This is a genomic window from Enterobacter sp. ENT02 (assembly GCF_019219165.1).
Lineage (GTDB): Bacteria > Pseudomonadota > Gammaproteobacteria > Enterobacterales > Enterobacteriaceae > Enterobacter > Enterobacter mori.
The window spans coordinates 1,239,458-1,259,051 of sequence record NZ_JAHUWD010000001.1; the positions used below are offsets into that span (position 1 = coordinate 1,239,458).

The following is a 19,594-nucleotide window of genomic DNA, read 5'->3' on the forward strand; positions in this document are numbered from 1 at the left end:
TTACGGAACAACAATCAGCGGGCCGCTGGCCGCACCCGTTGCCCGCCACTGCGGAACGTACATAGACTCCACCATCGGCACCGGCACCTGGTAGGTACCCGGCGTCACGGCACGCGCCAGATAGACCAGCGTGACCGGCTGACCTTCATTTACCGGCACGGCAGCCACAAAGCGGTCATCGCGGAATTCCATATGCTGAATATCCGCCTGCTGCATCTGGCTGAGCAGGTTCTGGACCTCACTGCCGCTGTCCTGCAGGCTGGCACTGCTGTTCGCCAGGTTTTGGTTTTCCAGCTCCAGACCTGCCGGGAGCAGATCGACCACCAGCGCATCCGGCACGTTCTGGCTGGCCTTCACTTCCAGCCACACCAGCACCAGCTCACCGCTCTTCAGTGAAGAGAGTGACTTGCTGCTGCCGTCGGTTGCCAGGATATGGCGTTCAACCTGCAGCACGTTAGACGTTGGCTGGGGCGCATATTCCGGGTAACCGGTGCTGTCGAGGCGCACCCACAGCGGCTCTGTACCGGTGTTCGTCACCTGCAGCGCGCCAAGCTGGTCGCCGTTCACGTTTTGCACCTGCGATTTATCGCCGCTCAGCGCTTGTTCTGAAAGACTGGTCGTTGCCTGCCACGCACCAGACAAGGTTTGCAGCGAACGTCCTGCCAGGAACAGCGCATTGCTCTCCTGCGTTGACAGCCAGCGCTGGCTGAACGCTTCTTCAGATAAGGTATTGAGCAGAGTGTTTTGTGCTTCCGGCAGCAATTTGTACTCTTCCAGCAGGGAGAGCATCAGCGCGTTATCACGCAGCTGGCTGCCGTAATCGGCCATCCAGTTTTTGCTGTCGTTGCGCGGTGTTTTGAGCGCCAGACCCAGCGCTTGCTGGCTGCGTGGGGCGTCGCCCATCAGTTTGAGCGCCATGCCCAGCTGCATCAACGGCAGCCCGGAAGCCGCCTGACCGTGGCGATCCCAGATTTCGCGCAGCGCGCCGAGCGGTGCTTTTTGCTGACGCGCCAGTACCAGCGAAGCATAGGCCTGCACGGCGAACTTGCTGGCCTGAGTATCGTCGCTATAGCGAATGGACATCATGCCCGGATCCTGCAGATAACGCAGCAGGCGGCTATTGGCGTTATTCACTGCATCGGCAGATACGCTGTAACCCTGCTCGCCCGCACGCACCAGGAAGTCGGTCACGTAGGCCGTCAGCCAGTACTCTTCCGGACCATTTTTATCCCACAGGGCGAAACCACCGTCGTCACGCTGCATTTGCAGCAGACGGGAGATACCAATATCGATCGCTGCACGGCGTTTATCGTCCGTATCACCCTTAATGCCAAGCGCCGACAGCTGTGCCGCGTTGGTGTAGAGCGACGGGAACAGGCCACTGGTGGTCTGTTCCAGGCATCCGTACGGGTAGGCCTGAAGTTCGCGAATGTAGCGCGCCAGGTTCAATGGCGGTTTGCCGCTCAGCAGCAGTTGCCCCTGCAGCGTTGCAGGCGAGAAACCGTTGCTATGTTGCGCCGGTGCAATCCAGGACTCATCTGGGTTCAACATCGCGCCAGTGTTTACCGTCTGCGCCGGGAATGCAGGACGCACGCCGATTTTCCAGCTCTTCTGCTGCGGTGCGAAAGTTTCTCCCGGAAGCTGCAGACCGGTCACCTGAGCCGTCACTTCACCGTCACCATAGCCCTCCAGCGCACGCACCGGAATAAACATCGTACTGCGCGCCCCCGGAGGCAGTTGAACCGGCTGCGGCTGCGAGCCTTCCAGCGACACTTTACCCGTTGTGGTTAAGGCCACGTTCAGCGTTTGCGGTTGGTCGGTCAGGTTAGTCAGATCCAGCGTCAGCCGTGAGGTATCACCGCTTGCCAGGAAGCGTGGCGTGTTCAGCTCGGTAATCACCGGCGCGGCGACAACCACCTTACTTTCACTGCTGCCGAAATCGTCTTCCGTCCAGGCTTGCGCCATCAGGCGCAGCTCACCGTTGAAGTCCCCAATCGGCAGCGTAACTGTGCCTTCCCCGTTGGCATCCAGCGTGACCGGCTGTGCCTGCTGGGCAATAATGGTGACGTGGTTCACCGGCGGTTTGCCGCCGCGCTTGAGTTCATCTCCATCGCCACCGAAGCGCAGCGCGGCCATACGTCCCTGCCCTTCAATGACCTGGCCGTAGATATCGTAGATATCCGCGCCGTAGCGCTTCTGGCCGAAGAAAGCCTGCCACGGATCGGGCGTAACGTAATCGGTGATGTTCAACACGCCGCTATCCACCGCCGAGACCAGGACGTTCACTTTCTGCGGCACACCCCCCTCTTTCACGCTGGCTTTCACTTTCACAGAGAGCGTCTGGTTCGGACGCATTTTCTGCGGAGTATCCAGCGCAATATTCAGACGGCGATTTTCGTCACCCATCGGCAGATGCAGCAGACCAACCGCGCGTTTCGGCGTGGCGGATTTGGATTTATCGCCAGGACGAACCACCAGCGTGCTGAGGTAGAGATCGTGACGTTTCCAGGCTTTATCTACCGGAATGGAGAGATCCAGCCCGTTTGCCGGTACGTCGATCTCTTTCCACCACAGCGGTCCTTCGCTGGACTCGATCATCGCATAGCCTTTGCCCGCAGCCGGTGCTGCAATGTGCAGGTTGATGGTATCGCCTGGCTGGTAGGCTGGCTTATCCAATTTTAGCGTCACGCGATCAGGGCGTGCCGCACCGGTGCCGTCGCTGTTATCCTGCCAGCTATACCCTGCCCAGAAACGCACGCTGCTGACCATCTCATCAGGCGCTTTAACTTCCAGACGGTATGAGCCCCACTCCACCGGGAAGGTGACTTTACCCGTCTCATCGGCCTTGAGCGTCAGCTCCTGCTCACCTTCGACCAGGTCTTTCTGATCAAACTGGGATTGCCAGCCATCACTCTCCGACCAGTTCCAGTAATAGTCCCGGCGTTCGCGGATCAGGCGAACCTGTAACCCGGAAACCGCTTTTTTCGTACCGCTGGCGTCGGCATAAACGATGTCGAAGCTGGCGTTGCCGTTTTCATCCACAATCGGCTGGTTGACGGTGGTGTCGGTGCGGTAGTCGTAAACGGCCTTGCTGGCGAACTGCGGACGAATCCCCGGAAGTTCAGCCGCAGGCCAGATAGCCTGTTCAGCACGACGCGTTACCGGACGGCCGCCGGACTCCAGCAGGCTGGCCTGCAGGATCAGCTGCAGCGGAGAGTGTACCTCTTTCCACTGGCTTTCGGTGCTGACCTGTCCACGCCCCTGATCGTCGAGCGTAAGCTGTACTTCATCCAGGCTGCGGCTCAGGTTTTCCTCGGCGATATCGCCAAACTGGAAGCCCGGCAGCGCAGCCACCGCCTCACGCAGCGGACGCAGGTACAGCTGGCCCTGCAGCGAATTGCCATTAGCTGGCGCGCCGTACAGGTAGTACCCCACCACGTTAAAGTCGACATTATCCTGCTGTGATACCGGGCCTTTTTGCCCGGTCAGGTTGAGCGCCATACGCTCCGGCATGAAGTCTTCAACGTTGAAGTCCCACAGCCGCTGCAGGTTGTCGCCGGTATTAGCGCGAATATGCCACATACCGGTCTGCGCCCCGCTGTCCAGCGGATAGTTAAAACGATAGAGTCCGTTTTCTGGCTTGACGACAATCGTACGCGCGACCTGTCCATCCGGACGCAGCACGTCAAGCTTCACAGGCTGATCGGGAAGCGGTTTTCCGTCGCTGTCGCGCAGCAGGCCGTTAAGGATCACCGTTTCGCCCGGGCGATATAGATCGCGTGGGCCAAACATAAAGAATTGCTTGCTGTAGCCAGGGCTCCCTGCGATGTCGAACTCCGCCAGGTCGAGCGCAGGCAGCTTGAGGTCAAGCAGCGTGGTCTGGCCGTCTTTGCTGGCCAGGATCAGCGCGGCTTCTTTATCGGTTTCAAGCTTCGCATGACCGTCGGCATCGCTGTTCGCCTCGGCAAGCGTCTGGCCTTTGTCATTCAGCAGCGTAACGGTCACGCCGGCCTGCGCCGCACCGTTTTCCAGGCTCTGAGTGAAGATGTCCAGGCGGTTGTGATAGCGGTGAGCGGACAAGCCGATATCGCTCAGGGTAAAGAGCGTTGCGGCGTTGCTGTAGTTGTAGTGCCCTGCCTGGTTCATGACCGCGATATAAACGCCAGACTGCTGGAGTGGTTTAATATCCTTCAGGGGCAACAGCAATTTTTCGCGCGTATTGCGCGCCGGATTAAGGTCGAATCGACCGGTGTAAACCAGCTCCGCCATCTTCAGCAGGTTATCGGATTCCCAGTTGGTTAGAGAATTGCGGTATTCCCACTGGCTGACAAAGGAAGCTAACGACTCCGGCTTCACGCGGTAGAAATTCACGTCCACGTTGTTAACGTTGAGCGCCATCACCGGCAGGCCTTCCACCACCTTGCCCGGCAGCAGTGAGCCGCGGCTGGCAAAACCGACCGTGGGTTCGACATCCCGGGTGGTTAAGGCTTTTTCATAATCGATGCCAAAGGTCGCTTTATTCAGCGCCTGCAGGTCGCGTTCAACGGTGACGACAAGGCTGCGGTTAGGCTCCAGATGGCGCAGTCGAAGCTCTTTCAGGTTAGGCGCAAGTTCCCACGCCCCGTCAACCTTGCCGCTTTTCTTATCCACGACATGCACTGTTTTCGCAAAATCCTGATCGGGATTCAGCGGAACAGAAAAGGTCAGCACCAGCGTGGCGGCACCGTCGAGCTGAACCTCAGAGGTATCCAGCAACGTCAGCGCTTTTCCCTGACTCTGGGCGGCGAGTTTAGCCAGCGTTTCAGCATTGGGCTTTTCCGCAGCTTTCGGTGTTGAGGCGGTGGATGCCGCGGGAGCCGCAGCCTGAGATTTATCGTCGCTGTTATCACAGCCGACAAGCGTAAACGTGGTAAGCAGCGCAAGAGAGAGCGCGGCTAAGCGAAACGGTTTCATCCTTTGTCCCTGGCCCATGGAGCCTGTTGGTCGTCGTCCGGATAAGTATTATCCGCAAGTTTCATTAATTCAAAAAGTCCAATTTTAGGATCTTGAAAGCGCCTCGCAGAATGGCATCACGCCGCTACGCCGTGATGGAACCGCGATCACAGCACATAACGTCACATGTTACCTTTCACGTCATTTGTTTTTAAAACAAGAAGATAGCTGGATAAGCGTGCCTGAAGACTGCTAGTTTTATGACCATGACGCACCCCGAGTGCGCGGTTCAATAAGAGAGAAAGCCATGAAACGAGCCGTGAACGCCCTACAAAATTTCGGAAAATCATTGTACGGACCGGTACTTATCTTACCGATTGTCGGTCTTTTTATCGCCTTTGGTAACGTGCTGGGTAACGGCAATCTTGCCGAGTACCTGCCGTTTCTTGGCCATCCTCTGATTCAGAATATCGGCCAGCTCATCGCGAAATCTGCCGTATCGGTACTGGTTAACCTGGCGCTGGTGTTTGCCGTCGGTATCCCGATTGGTCTGGCGACGCGCGATAAAGGCTATGCCGCGCTGATTGGGCTGGTGACCTTTGTGGTATTCATCAACGCCATGAACGTCACGCTGCAACTACAGGGCGCGCTTGCGCCTGCCGCGCAGATGAAAGCGGCTGGACAGACCATGGTGCTGGGCGTGCAGGTGCTGGAGATGGGCGTGTTCGCCGGGATCCTGACCGGCGCGCTCTCCGGGTATCTCTACAACAAATACTCCGGCGTGCAGTTTAACGGCGCGATGGCGATTTACTCCGGCCACTGTTTTGTCGCTATCGTCATGCTCCCCGTCTCCATGCTGCTCGGCGTGGTGATGAGTGAATTGTGGCCGTTTGCCCAGCACGGCATTAGCGCCCTGGCGCTGGCCATCAAAGGCTCCGGGCCGTTTGGCGTAGCAATCTACGGTTTCCTTGAACGCATTCTGGTCCCCACCGGCCTGCATCATCTGGTTTATACGCCGTTCCTCTATACCGAGCTGGGCGGCACGCAGGAGGTATGCGGCGCAACCTATCAGGGCGCGCGCAATATCTACTTCGCCGAGATGGCCTGCCCGAACGTGAAACAGCTCAGCAGCACCGTGGTGTGGGATGCGCGCGGCATCAGCAAAATGTTCGGCCTGCCTGCCGCCGCGCTGGCGATGTACATGACCGCGAAGCCGGAGCGTAAAGCCATTGCGAAAGCCATTTTGATCCCGGCGGCGCTGACTTCGCTGCTGGTCGGCGTGACCGAGCCGATTGAATTCTCCTTCCTGTTTGTCGCCCCGCTGCTCTTCGTGGTGCACGCGGTGCTGACCGGCATCGGCATGATGCTGTTCTCGCTGCTGGGCGTTCACGCCATCGGCGCCAATGGGATTATCGACTTCATCCTTTACAACCTGCCGCTCGGCACCGAGAAGTCCAACTGGCCGATGTACCTCCTGGTCGGGCTGATCATGTTCGCCCTCTACTTTGTGGTGTTCCGCTTCCTGATCCTGCGCTTCAACATGAAGACGCCCGGCCGTGAGGATGACGATAAGGAGACGCGTCTGTACAGCAAGCAGGAGTATCAGGCCAAAGGCAATAACGACGGGCTGGGCGAGTCCATCGTGGTGGGGCTGGGCGGCCGGGAAAACATTGAAGTGGTGGATAACTGCTACACCCGCTTACGGGTCACGGTGAAGGATGTCGCCATCGTCGACGAGCCGCGCCTGAAGGCGACTGGCGCGAAAGGGATTATCAAACAAGGTAACAACGTTCAGGTGGTCTACGGGCTGCACGTCAAAAAAATGCGAGAAGCCGTTGAGACGTTTCTCTGAAAGGAGCTAAAGATGTTTACACCCCCATTTATCCTGTCGATTGCCGGCGGCGGTAGCACCTACACGCCGGGTATTGTGAAAAGCCTGATGGTGCGCCTGCAGGATTTCCCGCTGGCCGAAATTCGCCTTTACGATATCGACGAGGCGCGTCAGAACACCATTGCGCCCGTCGTAGAGAAGGTCATTCGCGACCACAGCCAGAGCATCAAATTTACCGTCACAAGTGACCCGGAAGTGGCCTTCAGCGGCGCACATTTTGTCTTCGCCCAGATGCGCGTCGGCCAGTACAAGATGCGCGAGCAGGATGAAAAGATCCCGCTGCGTCACGGCGTGGTCGGGCAGGAGACCTGCGGACCCGGCGGGCTGGCGTACGGGCTGCGCACGATCCTGCCGATGGTCGAGCTTATCGATCTGGTCGATCGCTACGCGCACGAGAAAGCCTGGATCGTGAACTACTCCAACCCGGCGGCGATCGTCGCGGAGGGCGTGCGTCGCCTGCGGCCAAATGCGCGGGTGCTGAACATCTGCGATATGCCGGTGGCTGCCATGCGTAATATGGGGGCGATTCTGGGCGTCGATCGCCGCAAGCTCGAAGTCGACTACTTCGGTCTGAACCACTTCGGCTGGTTTACCCGCGTGCTGGTGGACGGCGAGGACATGCTGCCGGAGCTGCGCAAACATATCGCGAAGTTTGGCCTGCTGACGGAAGATGCGGCCAAAACCGACCCGCAGCATTCGGATCCTTCGTGGGTAAAAACCTGGCGCAACATTAAGCCGATCATGGACAACTTCCCGGAGTATCTGCCGAACCCGTATCTGCAGTACTACCTGATGCCGAACCAGATTGTAGAGCATCAGAACCCGGACTATACCCGCGCCAATGAAGTGATGGACGGGCGCGAGAAAAAACTGTTCGCCGCAGCCGAAGAGTATAAGCGCACCGGGATCCTGCCGGATGCCTTCCACGTGGGCGTCCACGGCGAGTTTATCGTCGATGTCGCCTGCTCGCTGGCCTTTAACCTGCGGAGCCGCCATCTGGTGATGGTGGAAAACCGCGGTGCGATTACCAACCTGCCTTACGATGCCGTGGTGGAAGTGCCCGCTTATATCACCTCCGAAGGCCCGGAACCGATTCGCGTCGGTCAGGTGCCGCTGTTCCATCAGACCCTTTTGCAACAGCAGCTCGCCTCGGAACAGCTGCTGGTGGAGGCGACCATCGAGGGCAGCTATGAGAAAGCGCTGCAGGCGTTCACCCTCAACCGCACCGTGCCGACCATGGAGCACGCGAAAGCGATTCTGGATGAGATGATTGAAGCCAACCGCGACTACTGGCCTGCACTGCAAAAAGCCTGGCAGGACGGCGAAAAGGTGAAAAAATAGGGGCTTGCTCGCGAGTTGAACGTGGTTTGCTTGTCGGTGTCAGAAAAAACACCGACAATCCTTTTTTACGGAAAAGAATGGAGGCAACTCATGTCCACCTCATATTTCGTCGCCGCCGACTGGCTGATTGAGCACGGCGACGATCCGGAAGTTCAAATTATTGACGCGCGTATGGCTCCGCCAGGGCAAGAGCATCGCGACGTGCCCGGTGAATACCGTGCCGGACATCTGCCTGGCGCGGTATTTTTTGATATCGAAGCCCTCTCCGACCACACCTCTCCCCTGCCGCACATGCTGCCGCGCCCGGAAGCATTTTCCGTGGCGATGCGCGAGCTGGGCGTCAGCAAAGACAAACACCTCGTTGTTTACGATGAGGGTAACCTCTTCTCCGCCCCTCGGGCGTGGTGGATGCTGAAAAACTTCGGCGTGGAAAAAGTGTCGATTCTGGCGGGCGGGCTTGCGGGCTGGAAGCGCGACGAGCTGCCGCTTCAGCAGGGCGACGTGACGCTGCCGGAAGGCGAATTCGATGCCACGTTCGACGCGCACGTGGTGAAACGCCTGACCGACGTGCTGGTCGTGAGCCATGAAAAAACGGCGCAAATCGTCGATGCCCGTCCTGCTCCACGCTTTAATGCCGAAGCGGATGAACCGCGTCCGGGGCTGAAGCGCGGCCATATTCCGGGCGCGCTGAACGTGCCGTGGGGCGATCTGGTATTTGAGGGCGAGCTGAAAACCACCGACGAGCTGCGCGCCATTTTTGACCGTGCAGGCGTGGATTTACATCGTCCGATTATTGCCAGCTGTGGCTCCGGCGTAACGGCCTGCGTAGTGATCCTGGCACTCGCCACGCTCGGCGCGAACGACGTCACGCTTTACGACGGTGCCTGGAGCGAATGGGGTGCGCGAGACGATCTGCCTGTCGAACCCGCGAAATAATGGATAACCGCCTGGCCACGCTGTTAACGCGCGGGGCATCGCTGACCCGGGCGGAGTATCGCGTCCTCGCCCACCTCACGGAGCATCCGCTGCTGGTGGGCAACATCACGGTGCGCGAGCTGGCGCAGGCGACGTTTGTTTCGACCGCCACCATCATGCGGCTGAGCCAAAAGCTGGGGTTCAGCGGCTTTAGCGAGTTTATCTGGCACTGCAAGCAGTTGCTTTCCGACACGCCGCATATTGCCGCTCAGGCGCCCTCCCTTCCAGAACTCCCGGCGCTGTTTAATCAGTTTATCGCCAACTATCAGCACACCTTCCGGTGGGTCACGCAGGAGAAGCGCCAGCAGTTTGCCGACCTGCTGCGCCAGAAAGAGAGCTTCTTTCTCTACGGCGCCGGTTTTTCTTATCTGTTTGCGGAGTACCTGACCAAGAAGCTGCAGGTGCTGGGCAAAACGGCGTTTATCTCCGGGCCGGGAGACAGCCGAAATATTTTTCTCAGCAATGCCGCACGCTATCAGGTTTTTATTGCCGTCTCGCGCAGCGGCGAAACGGAGCAGGTGCTGGATAAAGCGCGGATTGCCAAAAACGTCGGCATGACAATCGTTGCCTTTACCCGCGCCTCGGCCAATACGCTGGCGGGGATGGCGGACGTGCACTTTGCCCTGTATGACGAAGCGGTACACTACGCCGCCGAAGCCGCGGGGGTGACGTCGTTTGAGTCAAATCTGGTGCTGCTGATGGATTTACTGCTGCTGGAAGCAACGGGGTGATATTCACCCCGCCGTAATCAGATGATGCGGTTAGTTTTGAGATCGCGCAGGAAGCCGCCCCAGCGGCGCTCGTAAAACGGGGTGATGTGCTCGGTAATAAAGTGGCTGATGCCCTTCTCACCGTTCTTCACCTGGCAGATATCGATCGGCTCATCGCCCGGCAGCGTGTCGGTCGCCACGCTTCCCGCCGCCTGAATGATATCCTCGATATCGCCGTCCGCCTCAATACCAATCAGCAGTACCGGATGCTCGTCCGCGCGCTCTTTAATAGAGCAGAGGAACGCGCGCCTGACGGGCTTGAGCGTTTTGAACAGCGTGGTCAGAGAGTCAATCATCTGCGCGGGCGGTTCAGCCACTTCAGACAGCAGCAGCGTTTCGCCCCCTTCCAGCACTTCCTGAGTGCTGAGCGGGTTACCTTCTTCGCCCATCAGGTGGCTGATTTCACGCGGCGTGAACTCTTTACCGGTCGGCAATTTAGCGTTGAGGAACAGCGTCTGCCCCAGCGTCATTTCAAACAGGGTACGTACAGGCATCACTACGAACGCCTGTTCTTCTTCTACCGCTTTCTGCAGCGCTTCCAGTGAGGTAAAGAACGGGATCACCGAGGTGCCGTCGTCTTTTTCCCAGTGCAGCAGATCCAGCGCGCTGTCTTCTACGACCTGCTCACCTTCCGCCGCGGTGCCCGGCACCCAGACGGTGGATTCCAGCAGCGTGCGGAAAAATGCCGGACGGTGGGCGGGCTCGGTCGCCGCCTGCTCCAGCAGGGTTTCTAATTCGTTTTTGGTTTCTGACATAACAATTCCAGATGATGCATATCCCCCTAACCCCAGCCCTCTCCCTCAAGGGAGAGGGAGCAAACCATCCCCTCTCCCCGTGGGAGAGGGTTAGGGTGAGGGCAATGACGATTACTCAGCCGTCAGCAGGTTCGCTACGGTACGCACGCCCAGACCGGTCGCGCCCGCAGACCACTGCTCAACCGCCGCTTTACGGTACGTCGCGGAGCAGTCAATGTGCAGCCAGCCCTCGTGGTAGTTCTCAACGAAGTGGGACAGGAAGCCTGCTGCGGTGCTTGCACCCGCCGGGTACGCCGCGCTCGCGGTGTTGTTCAGCTCGGCAAAGTTGGACGGCAGCTGGCTGCGGTGGAACTCAGCCAGCGGCAGGCGCCAGAACGGCTCGTTCTCTGCGGCAGCGCTTGCCAGCAGGCGCGCGGCCAGCTTGTCGTCAAAGCTGAACAGCGCATGGTAGTCGTTGCCCAAGGCGGTTTTTGCCGCGCCGGTCAGGGTCGCCATGTCGATAATCAGCTCTGGCTTCTGCGCAGAAGCGTCGATCAGGCCATCGGCCAGCACCAGGCGGCCTTCGGCGTCGGTGTTCATCACCTCAACGTTTTTGCCGTTGCGGTAGCGAATGATGTCGCCCAGCTTGAAGGCGTTACCGCTGACCATGTTGTCCGCGCAGCACAGGTAGAGCTTCACGCGCTTGTTCAGGCCACGGGTGATAGCGAACGCCAGCGCGCCGGTAATGGTCGCCGCGCCGCCCATGTCGGACTTCATGGAGTCCATGAACGCGCTCTGCTTGAGGCTGTAGCCGCCGGTGTCGAAGGTAATGCCTTTCCCGACCAGGCAGGCAAAGACCGGCGCTTCTTTATCGCCGGTTGGGTTGTAATCCAGCGCCAGCAATACAGGAGGACGCTCGGAACCGCGCCCCACGGTGTGGATACCCATATAGTTCTGCTCGCGCAGATCTTCACCTTTGGTGATGCGGTAGGACATTTTCTCACCCGCCACGCCGCACAGCAGGTCAACCGCGCGCTGCGCCAGCTGCTCAGGACCTAACTCTTCCGCCGGAGCGTTGATGGTGTCGCGCACCCAGTCGATAATGTTCAGGCGGCTTTCCAGCTCTTTCTGACCGGCTTCATCAAGGTTAGCCCACTCGATTTTGCGGGTGCCTTTCGGGCCTTTGTAGCCTGCCCAGAATGCCCAGCTACGGTCGGTGTCCCAGCCTTCGCCTTCCAGAGAGACGTGTTTAATCCCCAGGCCGTCAATTTTACGCGCGGCGCGCTGGATCAGGCCCAAATCATCGTTGCCCGTCAGGTGCAGGGTAATGCCGTCGTTGTTAATGCTGTAGGTGGCTTTCTCGCCCCAGCGCGCGTCAGCAGGCTGATTCGAGAGCGTAATCTTCATCGCTTCGGTCATTTTATTTTTCCTTATTAGCAACTAGCAAACGGGCCGCCTGAAGGCAGCCCGTTATGTTTTTTATTCTGCTTCATCTAACCAGACTAACAGAATCGCCTCCAGAATTTTTTCATTGGATGCGTTTGGATCATCGTCGAAATCCTCTAAATCGCAGATCCACTGGTGCATGTCGGTGAATCGTACGGTCTTCGGATCGAGATCCGGGTTCGCGTCGTAGAGCGCTTCGCCGATTTCACGGCTGTCTGTCCACTTCAGTCCCATATCAATGCTCGCGTGCGTGGTTGATGGTGTAGCGTGGGAATTCCACGACCAGATCTTCATCGGTCACCGCGGCCTGGCAGCTCAGGCGGCTGTCTGGCTCCAGACCCCATGCTTTATCCAGCATGTCGTCTTCGTCTTCGGTGCTCTCGGCGAGAGAGTCGAAACCTTCACGCACGATGCAGTGGCAGGTGGTGCAGGCACAGGATTTTTCACAGGCGTGTTCCACTTCGATACCTGCACGCAGGGCAACATCGAGAATGGTTTCACCGGTCTTCGCTTCCAGAACAGCGCCATCCGGACAGAGGTCCGCATGAGGCAAAATTACAATCTTTGGCATATTAAACCTCGTCCACGGACTGGCCTTTCAGCGCGACGCGGACAGATTTGTCCATGCGGCGAGCAGCAAAGTCCTGGGTTTGTTTATCAACGTTTTTAATGGCTTCTTCTATTGCGTCAGCGTCATTGCCTTCGGCCACTGCGCTCAAGCGCGCGGCAGCGTCGTCAATCACCTGACGCTCAGCGGCGCTTAACAGCGCGGCATCGGCAGCGAGCGCGCCGTTAAGGCTTTCCAGCACGCGTGCGGCTTCAACTTTTTGTTCAGCCAGCATACGCGCCTTCACATCCTGCTCGGCGTAGCTCATTGAGTCCTGAATCATGGAGGCGATTTCGCCATCGGTCAGGCCGTAGGACGGCTTCACCTGGATGGACGATTCCACGCCGGTGGATTTTTCCATCGCCGTGACGCTCAGCAGGCCGTCCGCATCCACCTGGAAAGTGACGCGAATATGCGCCCCGCCCGCAGGCAGCGCCGGGATGCCGCGCAGCGCAAAGCGCGCCAGTGAACGGCAGTCCTGCACCAGCTCGCGTTCGCCCTGCATCACGTGGATGGACATCGCGGTCTGGCCGTCTTTGAAGGTGGTAAACTCCTGCGCGCGCGCCACCGGGATGGTGGTATTACGCGGGATCACTTTCTCCACCAGGCCGCCCATGGTTTCTAACCCCAGCGACAGCGGGATGACGTCCAGCAGCAGCATTTCGCTGTCCGGCTTGTTGCCGACCAGAATATCGGCCTGGATTGCGGCACCCACGGCAACCACTTTGTCCGGGTCGATGGAGGTCAGCGGCGTGCGGCCAAAGAATTCGCCCACGCGCTCGCGCACCAGCGGCACGCGCGTAGAACCGCCCACCATGACCACTTCCAGCACCTCGTTCGCCTCAACGCCTGCATCCTTCAATGCGCGACGGCAGGCCAGCAGGGTGCGTTTCACCAGCGGGGCAATCAGATCGCTGAACTGGTCGCGGGTGATGTCCCCCTGCCAGCCCGCAACGTTAACAGATACCGTCTGCGCATCGCTCAGGGCGATTTTGGCGTCGATAGCTGCATCCAGTAGTTCACGCTGTACGCGCGCATCGCTGCGATCGCTGATGCCCGCCTGCTCGCGGATGTAATCCGCCAGCAGATGGTCGAAGTCATCGCCGCCCAGCGCGGAATCCCCGCCGGTCGCCAGCACTTCAAACACCCCGCGGCTTAAGCGCAGGATCGAGATATCAAAGGTACCGCCGCCGAGATCGTAAACCGCAATGACCCCTTCCTGACCGGAATCGAGGCCGTAGGCAATCGCCGCCGCCGTCGGTTCGTTCAGCAGTCGCAGCACGTGCAGGCCCGCCAGACGCGCGGCGTCTTTGGTGCCCTGGCGCTGTGCGTCGTCAAAATAGGCCGGAACGGTAATGACTACGCCGTCCAGATCGCCGCCGAGCGTTGCGGTCGCACGCGCCGCCAGCGCTTTGAGGATGTCAGCAGACACGCGGATCGGGTTCAGCAGACCGGCCGCGGTTGCAATCATCGGCAGGCCGTTTTCACTGGCCTGGAGCTGGTAAGGGAGATGCGGATAGCGGGTCTGGATATCGGCCAGCGAGCGGCCCATCATGCGCTTGACGGAGCTGATGGTGTTGGCCGGATCGCGCGCGGCGTTGGCGCGGGCGTCATAGCCAACCGCGTGACCCTGCTGCTGGTAGTGGACCACGGAAGGCAGCAGATGGCGGCCCTGCTCGTCAGCCAGCGTTTCCGCCTGGCCGCTGCGCACGGTCGCCACGAGGGAATTGGTGGTGCCAAGATCAATACCCACCGCCAGACGACGCTGGTGCGGTGCGGCACTTAAGCCAGGCTCACTAATTTGTAATAAGGCCATAATTGCTTCCGAAATTAAAAATCGAGCAGCTTTTCTTCGAGTTGTTCAGCACTGCTTCGCAGTTTATCGAGAAAACGGAGTTTGCGCACAGTGTCTGCCGCCACGTCCCAGGTCTCGTTGTTCAGTTGCTCCACCATCTGCTGATGACGGGTATCGAACATGCCCTTCACGCGCGTGATAAAGCTTTCCAGACGCGCTTCGTCTTTGGCCTGTTCAATCTCATCGAGCTCTTCGCGAAGCTCCAGCTGTTCCATCAGAAATACCGTGTCGCGCACGGTGTGCTGCTCGCTCGCGAGATCAAAGCCGTGGAGCGAAAGCAGATATTCTGCACGCGCCAGCGGATGGCGCAGCGTCTGCCAGGCCTGGTTGATGGTCGCAGAGTGCGATACCGCAGCCAGTTGCTCTGACTGCGTGCCACTGGCGAATTTATCCGGATGATACTGACGCTGCAGATCCTGAAAACGGATCGTCAGCGCCTGGAGATCAATCGGGTATTGAGCGGGTAGTCCGAAGAGAGTGAAGTAATCCATAACAATCTCAGGGGTAGCCTGTTAGAACAAACCCCACGCGCAGCAGGTAAGCCACGGTGGGGTTTCGGATGACGCGCGGTTAAACGTGGAAGCTTTCGCCGCAACCACACTCGTCTTTGACGTTCGGGTTCGTGAATTTGAACCCTTCGTTCAGGCCTTCTTTAACGAAGTCCAGCTGAGTGCCGTTGAGGAATTGCAGGCTTTTGCCATCGACCACCACCTTCACGCCTTTGTCTTCAAACACGGTGTCGTCAGACGCCGGCTCATCAACAAACTCCAGTACGTAAGCCATACCAGAACAGCCGGAGGTACGTACGCCCAGTCGCAGGCCAAAGCCTTTACCACGGTTCGCCAGAAAAGAGCTTACTCGCGCGGCAGCGCTGTCGCTAAGGGTAATCGACATACTCAAACCTCAATTATTTTGCTTCACGTTTGCTTTTATAGTCCGCAATGGCGGCTTTGATCGCGTCTTCTGCCAGAATTGAACAGTGAATTTTCACCGGTGGCAGTTCGAGTTCTTCAGCAATATCGGTGTTCTTGATTGCCTGTGCTTCGTCCAGAGACTTGCCCTTCACCCATTCGGTCACCAGGGAGCTGGATGCGATAGCAGAACCGCAGCCGTAGGTCTTGAAGCGCGCGTCTTCAATGATACCTTCATTGTTGACTTTAATCTGCAACTTCATCACGTCGCCACACGCCGGTGCGCCAACCATACCGCTACCGACAGATTCGTCGCTGTTGTCAAATGAGCCAACGTTGCGCGGGTTCTCGTAATGATCGATGACTTTTTCGCTGTATGCCATGATTGAATTCTCCTTATGTACCGATTAGTGATGTGACCATTCAATGCTGTTCAGATCCACGCCCTGCTTGAACATTTCCCACAGTGGAGAAAGGTCGCGCAGACGGCCGATGGAGTTGCGAACCAGCTTGATGGTGTAGTCAATCTCTTCTTCGGTAGTGAAACGACCTAAAGAGAAACGGATAGAGCTGTGTGCCAGCTCGTCAGTCATGCCCAGCGCGCGCAGCACGTAGGATGGCTCAAGGCTTGCAGACGTACAGGCAGAACCGGAAGAAACGGCCAGGTCTTTCAGCGCCATGATCAGCGATTCGCCTTCAACATAGTTGAAGCTGACGTTGAGGATGTTCGGTGCGCCCTGCTCGAGATCGCCGTTCAGATACACTTCTTCCATATCCTTCACGCCGTCCCACAGACGGTTACGCAGCGTGCGCAGGCGCGCCATCTCGGTTTCCATCTCTTCTTTCGCGATGCGGTACGCTTCGCCCATGCCCACGATCTGGTGAACAGGCAGCGTACCGGAACGCATGCCGCGCTCGTGACCGCCACCGTGCATCTGTGCTTCGATGCGGATACGCGGTTTACGACGAACGTACAGCGCGCCGATCCCTTTCGGGCCATAGATTTTGTGACCGGAGAAGGACATCAGGTCGACTTTCAGCTGGCTCAGGTCGATAGGCAGTTTGCCCACGCTCTGGGTCGCGTCTACGTGGTAGATGATACCGCGCGCGCGGCACATTTCACCGATGGTCGCGATGTCCTGAACGACGCCGATTTCGTTGTTAACGTGCATGATGGAAACCAGAATGGTGTCATCACGCATGGCCGCTTCGAGCTCTTTCAGGTCGATGATCCCGTTGCTCTGCGGCGCCAGGTAAGTCACGTCGAACCCTTCACGCTCCAGCTGACGGCAGGTGTCCAGCACGGCTTTGTGTTCGGTTTTGCTGGTGATGATGTGCTTGCCTTTTTTCTGATAAAAGTTGGCTGCACCTTTGATCGCCAGGTTGTCGGATTCGGTCGCACCGGAGGTGAAAACAATTTCACGCGGGTCGGCACCGACCAGGTCAGCAATCTGATTACGGGCGATATCAACCGCCTCTTCAGCATGCCAGCCAAAACGGTGTGAACGGGAAGCTGGGTTACCAAAGTTTCCGTCCAGGGTCAGACACTGCATCATTTTCTCGGCAACACGCGGGTCCACCGGCGTGGTTGCGGAGTAGTCGAGATAAATCGGTAATTTCATTGCTCTTTAAACTCCGTACATCGCTTCAATGCAAGGAATCAGGCAACCGGCTGGATGTACGACCGAGTACACGGGGCGTGACCGCCCCGGCCTGATTCTGAAATACTTATCTTTTTATTACGCGCGCAGTTTGACGTCGATAGCGTCTTGCGCGCGGGTGCTGCGTTGTGATTCATGGCTTTGCTGACGACCCGATACGTCCAGAACTTCCTGGTTATTCACCAGTTCACCCAGGGTGATGTTGTTCAGGAAGCCGGTCAGACGGTCGCTCAGATCGCGCCACAGCGCGTGGGTCAGGCACTTATCGCCGCCCTGGCAGCCGCCTTTACCCTGGCAACGGGTCGCGTCAACGGATTCGTCAACGGCACTGATCACTTCGCCAACTGCAATACTGCCCGCGTCTTTACCCAGCAGATAGCCGCCGCCTGGGCCACGAACGCTGGAAACCAGTCCATTTTTACGCAGTCTGGAGAACAGCTGTTCCAGATAAGAGAGGGAGATCCCCTGTCGTTCAGAAATATCAGCCAACGGAACCGGGCCCGCTTCGGAGTTGAGCGCAACGTCCAGCATCGCGGTCACGGCATAACGCCCTTTAGATGTCAGTCTCATGTCTTACTTAACCTCAAACTCGCCCCTGCCCGGGGTTTTTTATTGTAAAATGGGGGTATTGCATAGCAGGGCCAAGTCTGACATTCCTGACTAAAATGGTCAACTATTTACTTGACTGTTTTAGTCAGGTATTTAACGTTCTGTGCCTTCATAATATAGGTGCGGCCTGATGCCCTCACCCCAGCCCTCTCCCACGGGGAGAGGGGGAAATCAACACTACTCTTTATTCTTCTGCTCAATCGACGCCAGGATCCCGCGCAGGATGTTCAGCTCCTGGCTTTCCGGACGCGCGCGGGTGAACATACGGCGCAGCTTGTTCATCACCTGTCCCGGGTGACCTTCGCGGATAAAGCCGGTTGAGAGCAGCGTCTGCTCCAGGTGACCGTAGAAGCGCTCAAGGTCGTCCACCAGCGGGTAGGCGCTCTCTTCCTGAGGCTCGGTACGCTCTTTTTCCTGCGTCGCCAGCCACGCCATACGCACTTCATAGGCGATAACCTGCACCGCCATCGCCAGGTTCAGCGAGCTGTATTCCGGGTTCGCCGCGATGGCGACGTGATAGTGGCACTTTTGCAGTTCGTCGTTGGTCAGGCCAACGCGCTCACGGCCAAACACCAGCGCAACCGGGGCCTGTTCCGCTTCTGAGACACTTTTCAGGCCGCATTCGCGCGGGTCCAGCATCGGCCACGGCAGCGTGCGGGAGCGCGCGCTTGTGCCGACAACGAGGCTGCAACCGGCCAGGGCTTCATCAAGGGTATCGACGATCTGGGCGTTGCCGATCACGTCGCTGGCACCGGCCGCCAGGGCGATGGCCTGCGAGTCTGGTTTTACCAGCGGGTTAACCAGCCACAGGTTCGTTAAGCCCATGGTTTTCATAGCGCGGGCAACGGAGCCCATGTTGCCGGTGTGCGATGTTTCGACCAGCACGATTCGAATGTTTTGCAGCATAATTTTAGATGTCTGGATTCTGTGTCTGAAGAATATTCGGGCATATTATCATAAACGGGAGACATAATCCGATCCCGCTGCTATACTCTGCGCCGATTTTCCTGTTCTTTAACATCCAGTGAGAGAGACCGATGCATCCGATGCTGACCATCGCCGTGCGCGCAGCGCGCAAGGCGGGTAATGTAATTGCCAAACACTACGAAACCCCAGACTCCGTAGAAACCAGCCAGAAAGGCAGCAATGATTTCGTGACTAACGTCGATAAAGCCGCAGAAGCGATTATTATCGAAACGATCCGCAAATCTTACCCACAGCACACCATCATCACCGAAGAAAGCGGTGAACATGAAGGTACCGATCAGGATGTTCAATGGGTTATCGATCCACTGGATGGCACCACCAACTTCGTCAAACGCCTGCCACACTTCTCTGTGTCTATCGCAGTACGCATTAAAGGCCGTACTGAAGTCGCCGTTGTTTACGATCCAATGCGTAACGAACTGTTCACCGCTACCCGCGGTCAGGGCGCTCAGCTGAACGGCTACCGCCTGCGCTGCAGCAATGCACGCGATCTGGACGGCACCATTCTGGCGACTGGTTTCCCGTTCAAGGCGAAACAGCACGCGACGACCTATATGAATATCCTGGGCAAACTGTTCACCGAATGCGCAGATTTCCGTCGCACCGGTTCTGCAGCGCTGGATCTGGCCTACGTTGCGACCGGCCGCGTTGACGGTTACTTCGAGCTGTCACTGAAGCCATGGGACTTTGCGGCGGGCGAGCTGATCGCACGTGAAGCAGGCGCGATTGTTTGCGATTTCACCGGCGGCCACAACTACATGACCACCGGCAACATCGTTGCAGGTAACCCACGCGTTGTTAAAGCCATGCTGGCAAATATGCGTGAAGAACTGAGCGATGCGCTGAAGCGCTAGTGCCGAAAATCCCCTCTCCCA

The 19,594-nt window shown here is 58.1% G+C and carries 17 protein-coding genes; 5 read left to right on the forward strand and 12 right to left on the reverse strand.

The window, feature by feature from the left end:
* On the reverse strand, nucleotides 1-4,953 hold the full coding sequence (locus KW829_RS05655) for an alpha-2-macroglobulin (protein WP_218307774.1): 4,953 nt from the start codon (nucleotides 4,951-4,953) through the stop codon (nucleotides 1-3).
* A 286-nt stretch (nucleotides 4,954-5,239) separates the two neighbouring features.
* On the opposite strand from KW829_RS05655, the gene KW829_RS05660 reads away from it, so the two are divergent.
* The 4 genes from KW829_RS05660 (at nucleotide 5,240) to KW829_RS05675 (ending at nucleotide 9,870) form a co-directional block, all read left to right on the forward strand.
* The gene (locus KW829_RS05660) at nucleotides 5,240-6,784 is read left to right on the forward strand and encodes a PTS transporter subunit EIIC (protein ID WP_218307775.1); all 1,545 of its coding nucleotides are present in this window, start codon (nucleotides 5,240-5,242) and stop codon (nucleotides 6,782-6,784) included.
* A 12-nt stretch (nucleotides 6,785-6,796) separates the two neighbouring features.
* Nucleotides 6,797-8,164, forward strand: a complete 1,368-nt coding sequence (locus tag KW829_RS05665) for a 6-phospho-alpha-glucosidase (protein WP_218307776.1) — start codon at nucleotides 6,797-6,799, stop codon at nucleotides 8,162-8,164.
* Nucleotides 8,165-8,254: 90 nt separating this feature from the next.
* Entirely contained in the window at nucleotides 8,255-9,100 is an 846-nt protein-coding gene (gene sseA, locus KW829_RS05670) for a 3-mercaptopyruvate sulfurtransferase (RefSeq protein ID WP_059312119.1), read from the forward strand.
* A complete protein-coding gene (locus KW829_RS05675) occupies nucleotides 9,100-9,870 on the forward strand; it encodes a MurR/RpiR family transcriptional regulator (RefSeq protein WP_218307777.1) in 771 nt (256 codons plus the stop codon). Before sseA ends, KW829_RS05675 begins: the two co-directional genes overlap by 1 nt.
* 17 nt (nucleotides 9,871-9,887) lie before the next feature.
* Here the strand turns inward: KW829_RS05675 and sseB are convergent, their stop codons facing one another.
* The 11 genes from sseB to trmJ all read right to left on the reverse strand — a co-directional run bounded on the left by sseB (nucleotide 9,888) and on the right by trmJ (nucleotide 18,638).
* On the reverse strand, nucleotides 9,888-10,664 hold the full coding sequence (gene sseB / locus KW829_RS05680; protein WP_042718123.1) for an enhanced serine sensitivity protein SseB: 777 nt from the start codon (nucleotides 10,662-10,664) through the stop codon (nucleotides 9,888-9,890).
* 111 nt (nucleotides 10,665-10,775) lie between these two features.
* The gene (gene pepB, locus KW829_RS05685; protein WP_003860647.1) at nucleotides 10,776-12,062 is read right to left on the reverse strand and encodes an aminopeptidase PepB; all 1,287 of its coding nucleotides are present in this window, start codon (nucleotides 12,060-12,062) and stop codon (nucleotides 10,776-10,778) included.
* Between the two features lie 60 nt (nucleotides 12,063-12,122).
* Entirely contained in the window at nucleotides 12,123-12,323 is a 201-nt protein-coding gene (iscX, locus tag KW829_RS05690) for a Fe-S cluster assembly protein IscX (protein ID WP_003860650.1), read from the reverse strand.
* A 1-nt stretch (nucleotide 12,324) separates the two neighbouring features.
* Entirely contained in the window at nucleotides 12,325-12,660 is a 336-nt protein-coding gene (gene fdx, locus KW829_RS05695) for an ISC system 2Fe-2S type ferredoxin (protein ID WP_003860652.1), read from the reverse strand.
* Nucleotide 12,661: 1 nt separating this feature from the next.
* Entirely contained in the window at nucleotides 12,662-14,512 is a 1,851-nt protein-coding gene (gene hscA, locus KW829_RS05700) for a Fe-S protein assembly chaperone HscA (protein WP_218307778.1), read from the reverse strand.
* A 14-nt stretch (nucleotides 14,513-14,526) separates the two neighbouring features.
* Nucleotides 14,527-15,042: a co-chaperone HscB gene (hscB, locus tag KW829_RS05705; protein WP_218307779.1), complete on the reverse strand. Its 516-nt coding sequence runs from the start codon at nucleotides 15,040-15,042 to the stop codon at nucleotides 14,527-14,529.
* A gap of 79 nt (nucleotides 15,043-15,121) precedes the next feature.
* Complete coding sequence (gene iscA, locus KW829_RS05710) at nucleotides 15,122-15,445, reverse strand: iron-sulfur cluster assembly protein IscA (RefSeq protein WP_003860659.1); 324 nt, start codon at nucleotides 15,443-15,445, stop codon at nucleotides 15,122-15,124.
* Between the two features lie 13 nt (nucleotides 15,446-15,458).
* Nucleotides 15,459-15,845 (reverse strand): Fe-S cluster assembly scaffold IscU, encoded by a 387-nt coding sequence (iscU, locus tag KW829_RS05715; RefSeq protein WP_003860661.1) that lies wholly within the window; start codon nucleotides 15,843-15,845, stop codon nucleotides 15,459-15,461.
* 24 nt (nucleotides 15,846-15,869) lie between these two features.
* Nucleotides 15,870-17,084, reverse strand: coding sequence for a cysteine desulfurase (gene iscS / locus KW829_RS05720; protein ID WP_020883022.1), 1,215 nt, complete (start codon nucleotides 17,082-17,084; stop codon nucleotides 15,870-15,872).
* A 117-nt stretch (nucleotides 17,085-17,201) separates the two neighbouring features.
* Entirely contained in the window at nucleotides 17,202-17,693 is a 492-nt protein-coding gene (iscR, locus tag KW829_RS05725) for a Fe-S cluster assembly transcriptional regulator IscR (protein ID WP_089597799.1), read from the reverse strand.
* Between the two features lie 216 nt (nucleotides 17,694-17,909).
* A complete protein-coding gene (gene trmJ, locus KW829_RS05730) occupies nucleotides 17,910-18,638 on the reverse strand; it encodes a tRNA (cytosine(32)/uridine(32)-2'-O)-methyltransferase TrmJ (RefSeq protein WP_010434012.1) in 729 nt (242 codons plus the stop codon).
* A 131-nt stretch (nucleotides 18,639-18,769) separates the two neighbouring features.
* Here trmJ and suhB point away from each other — a divergent pair, with 131 nt between their 5' ends.
* On the forward strand, nucleotides 18,770-19,573 hold the full coding sequence (gene suhB, locus KW829_RS05735) for an inositol-1-monophosphatase (protein ID WP_010434013.1): 804 nt from the start codon (nucleotides 18,770-18,772) through the stop codon (nucleotides 19,571-19,573).
* Nucleotides 19,574-19,594: the final 21 nt, after the last annotated feature.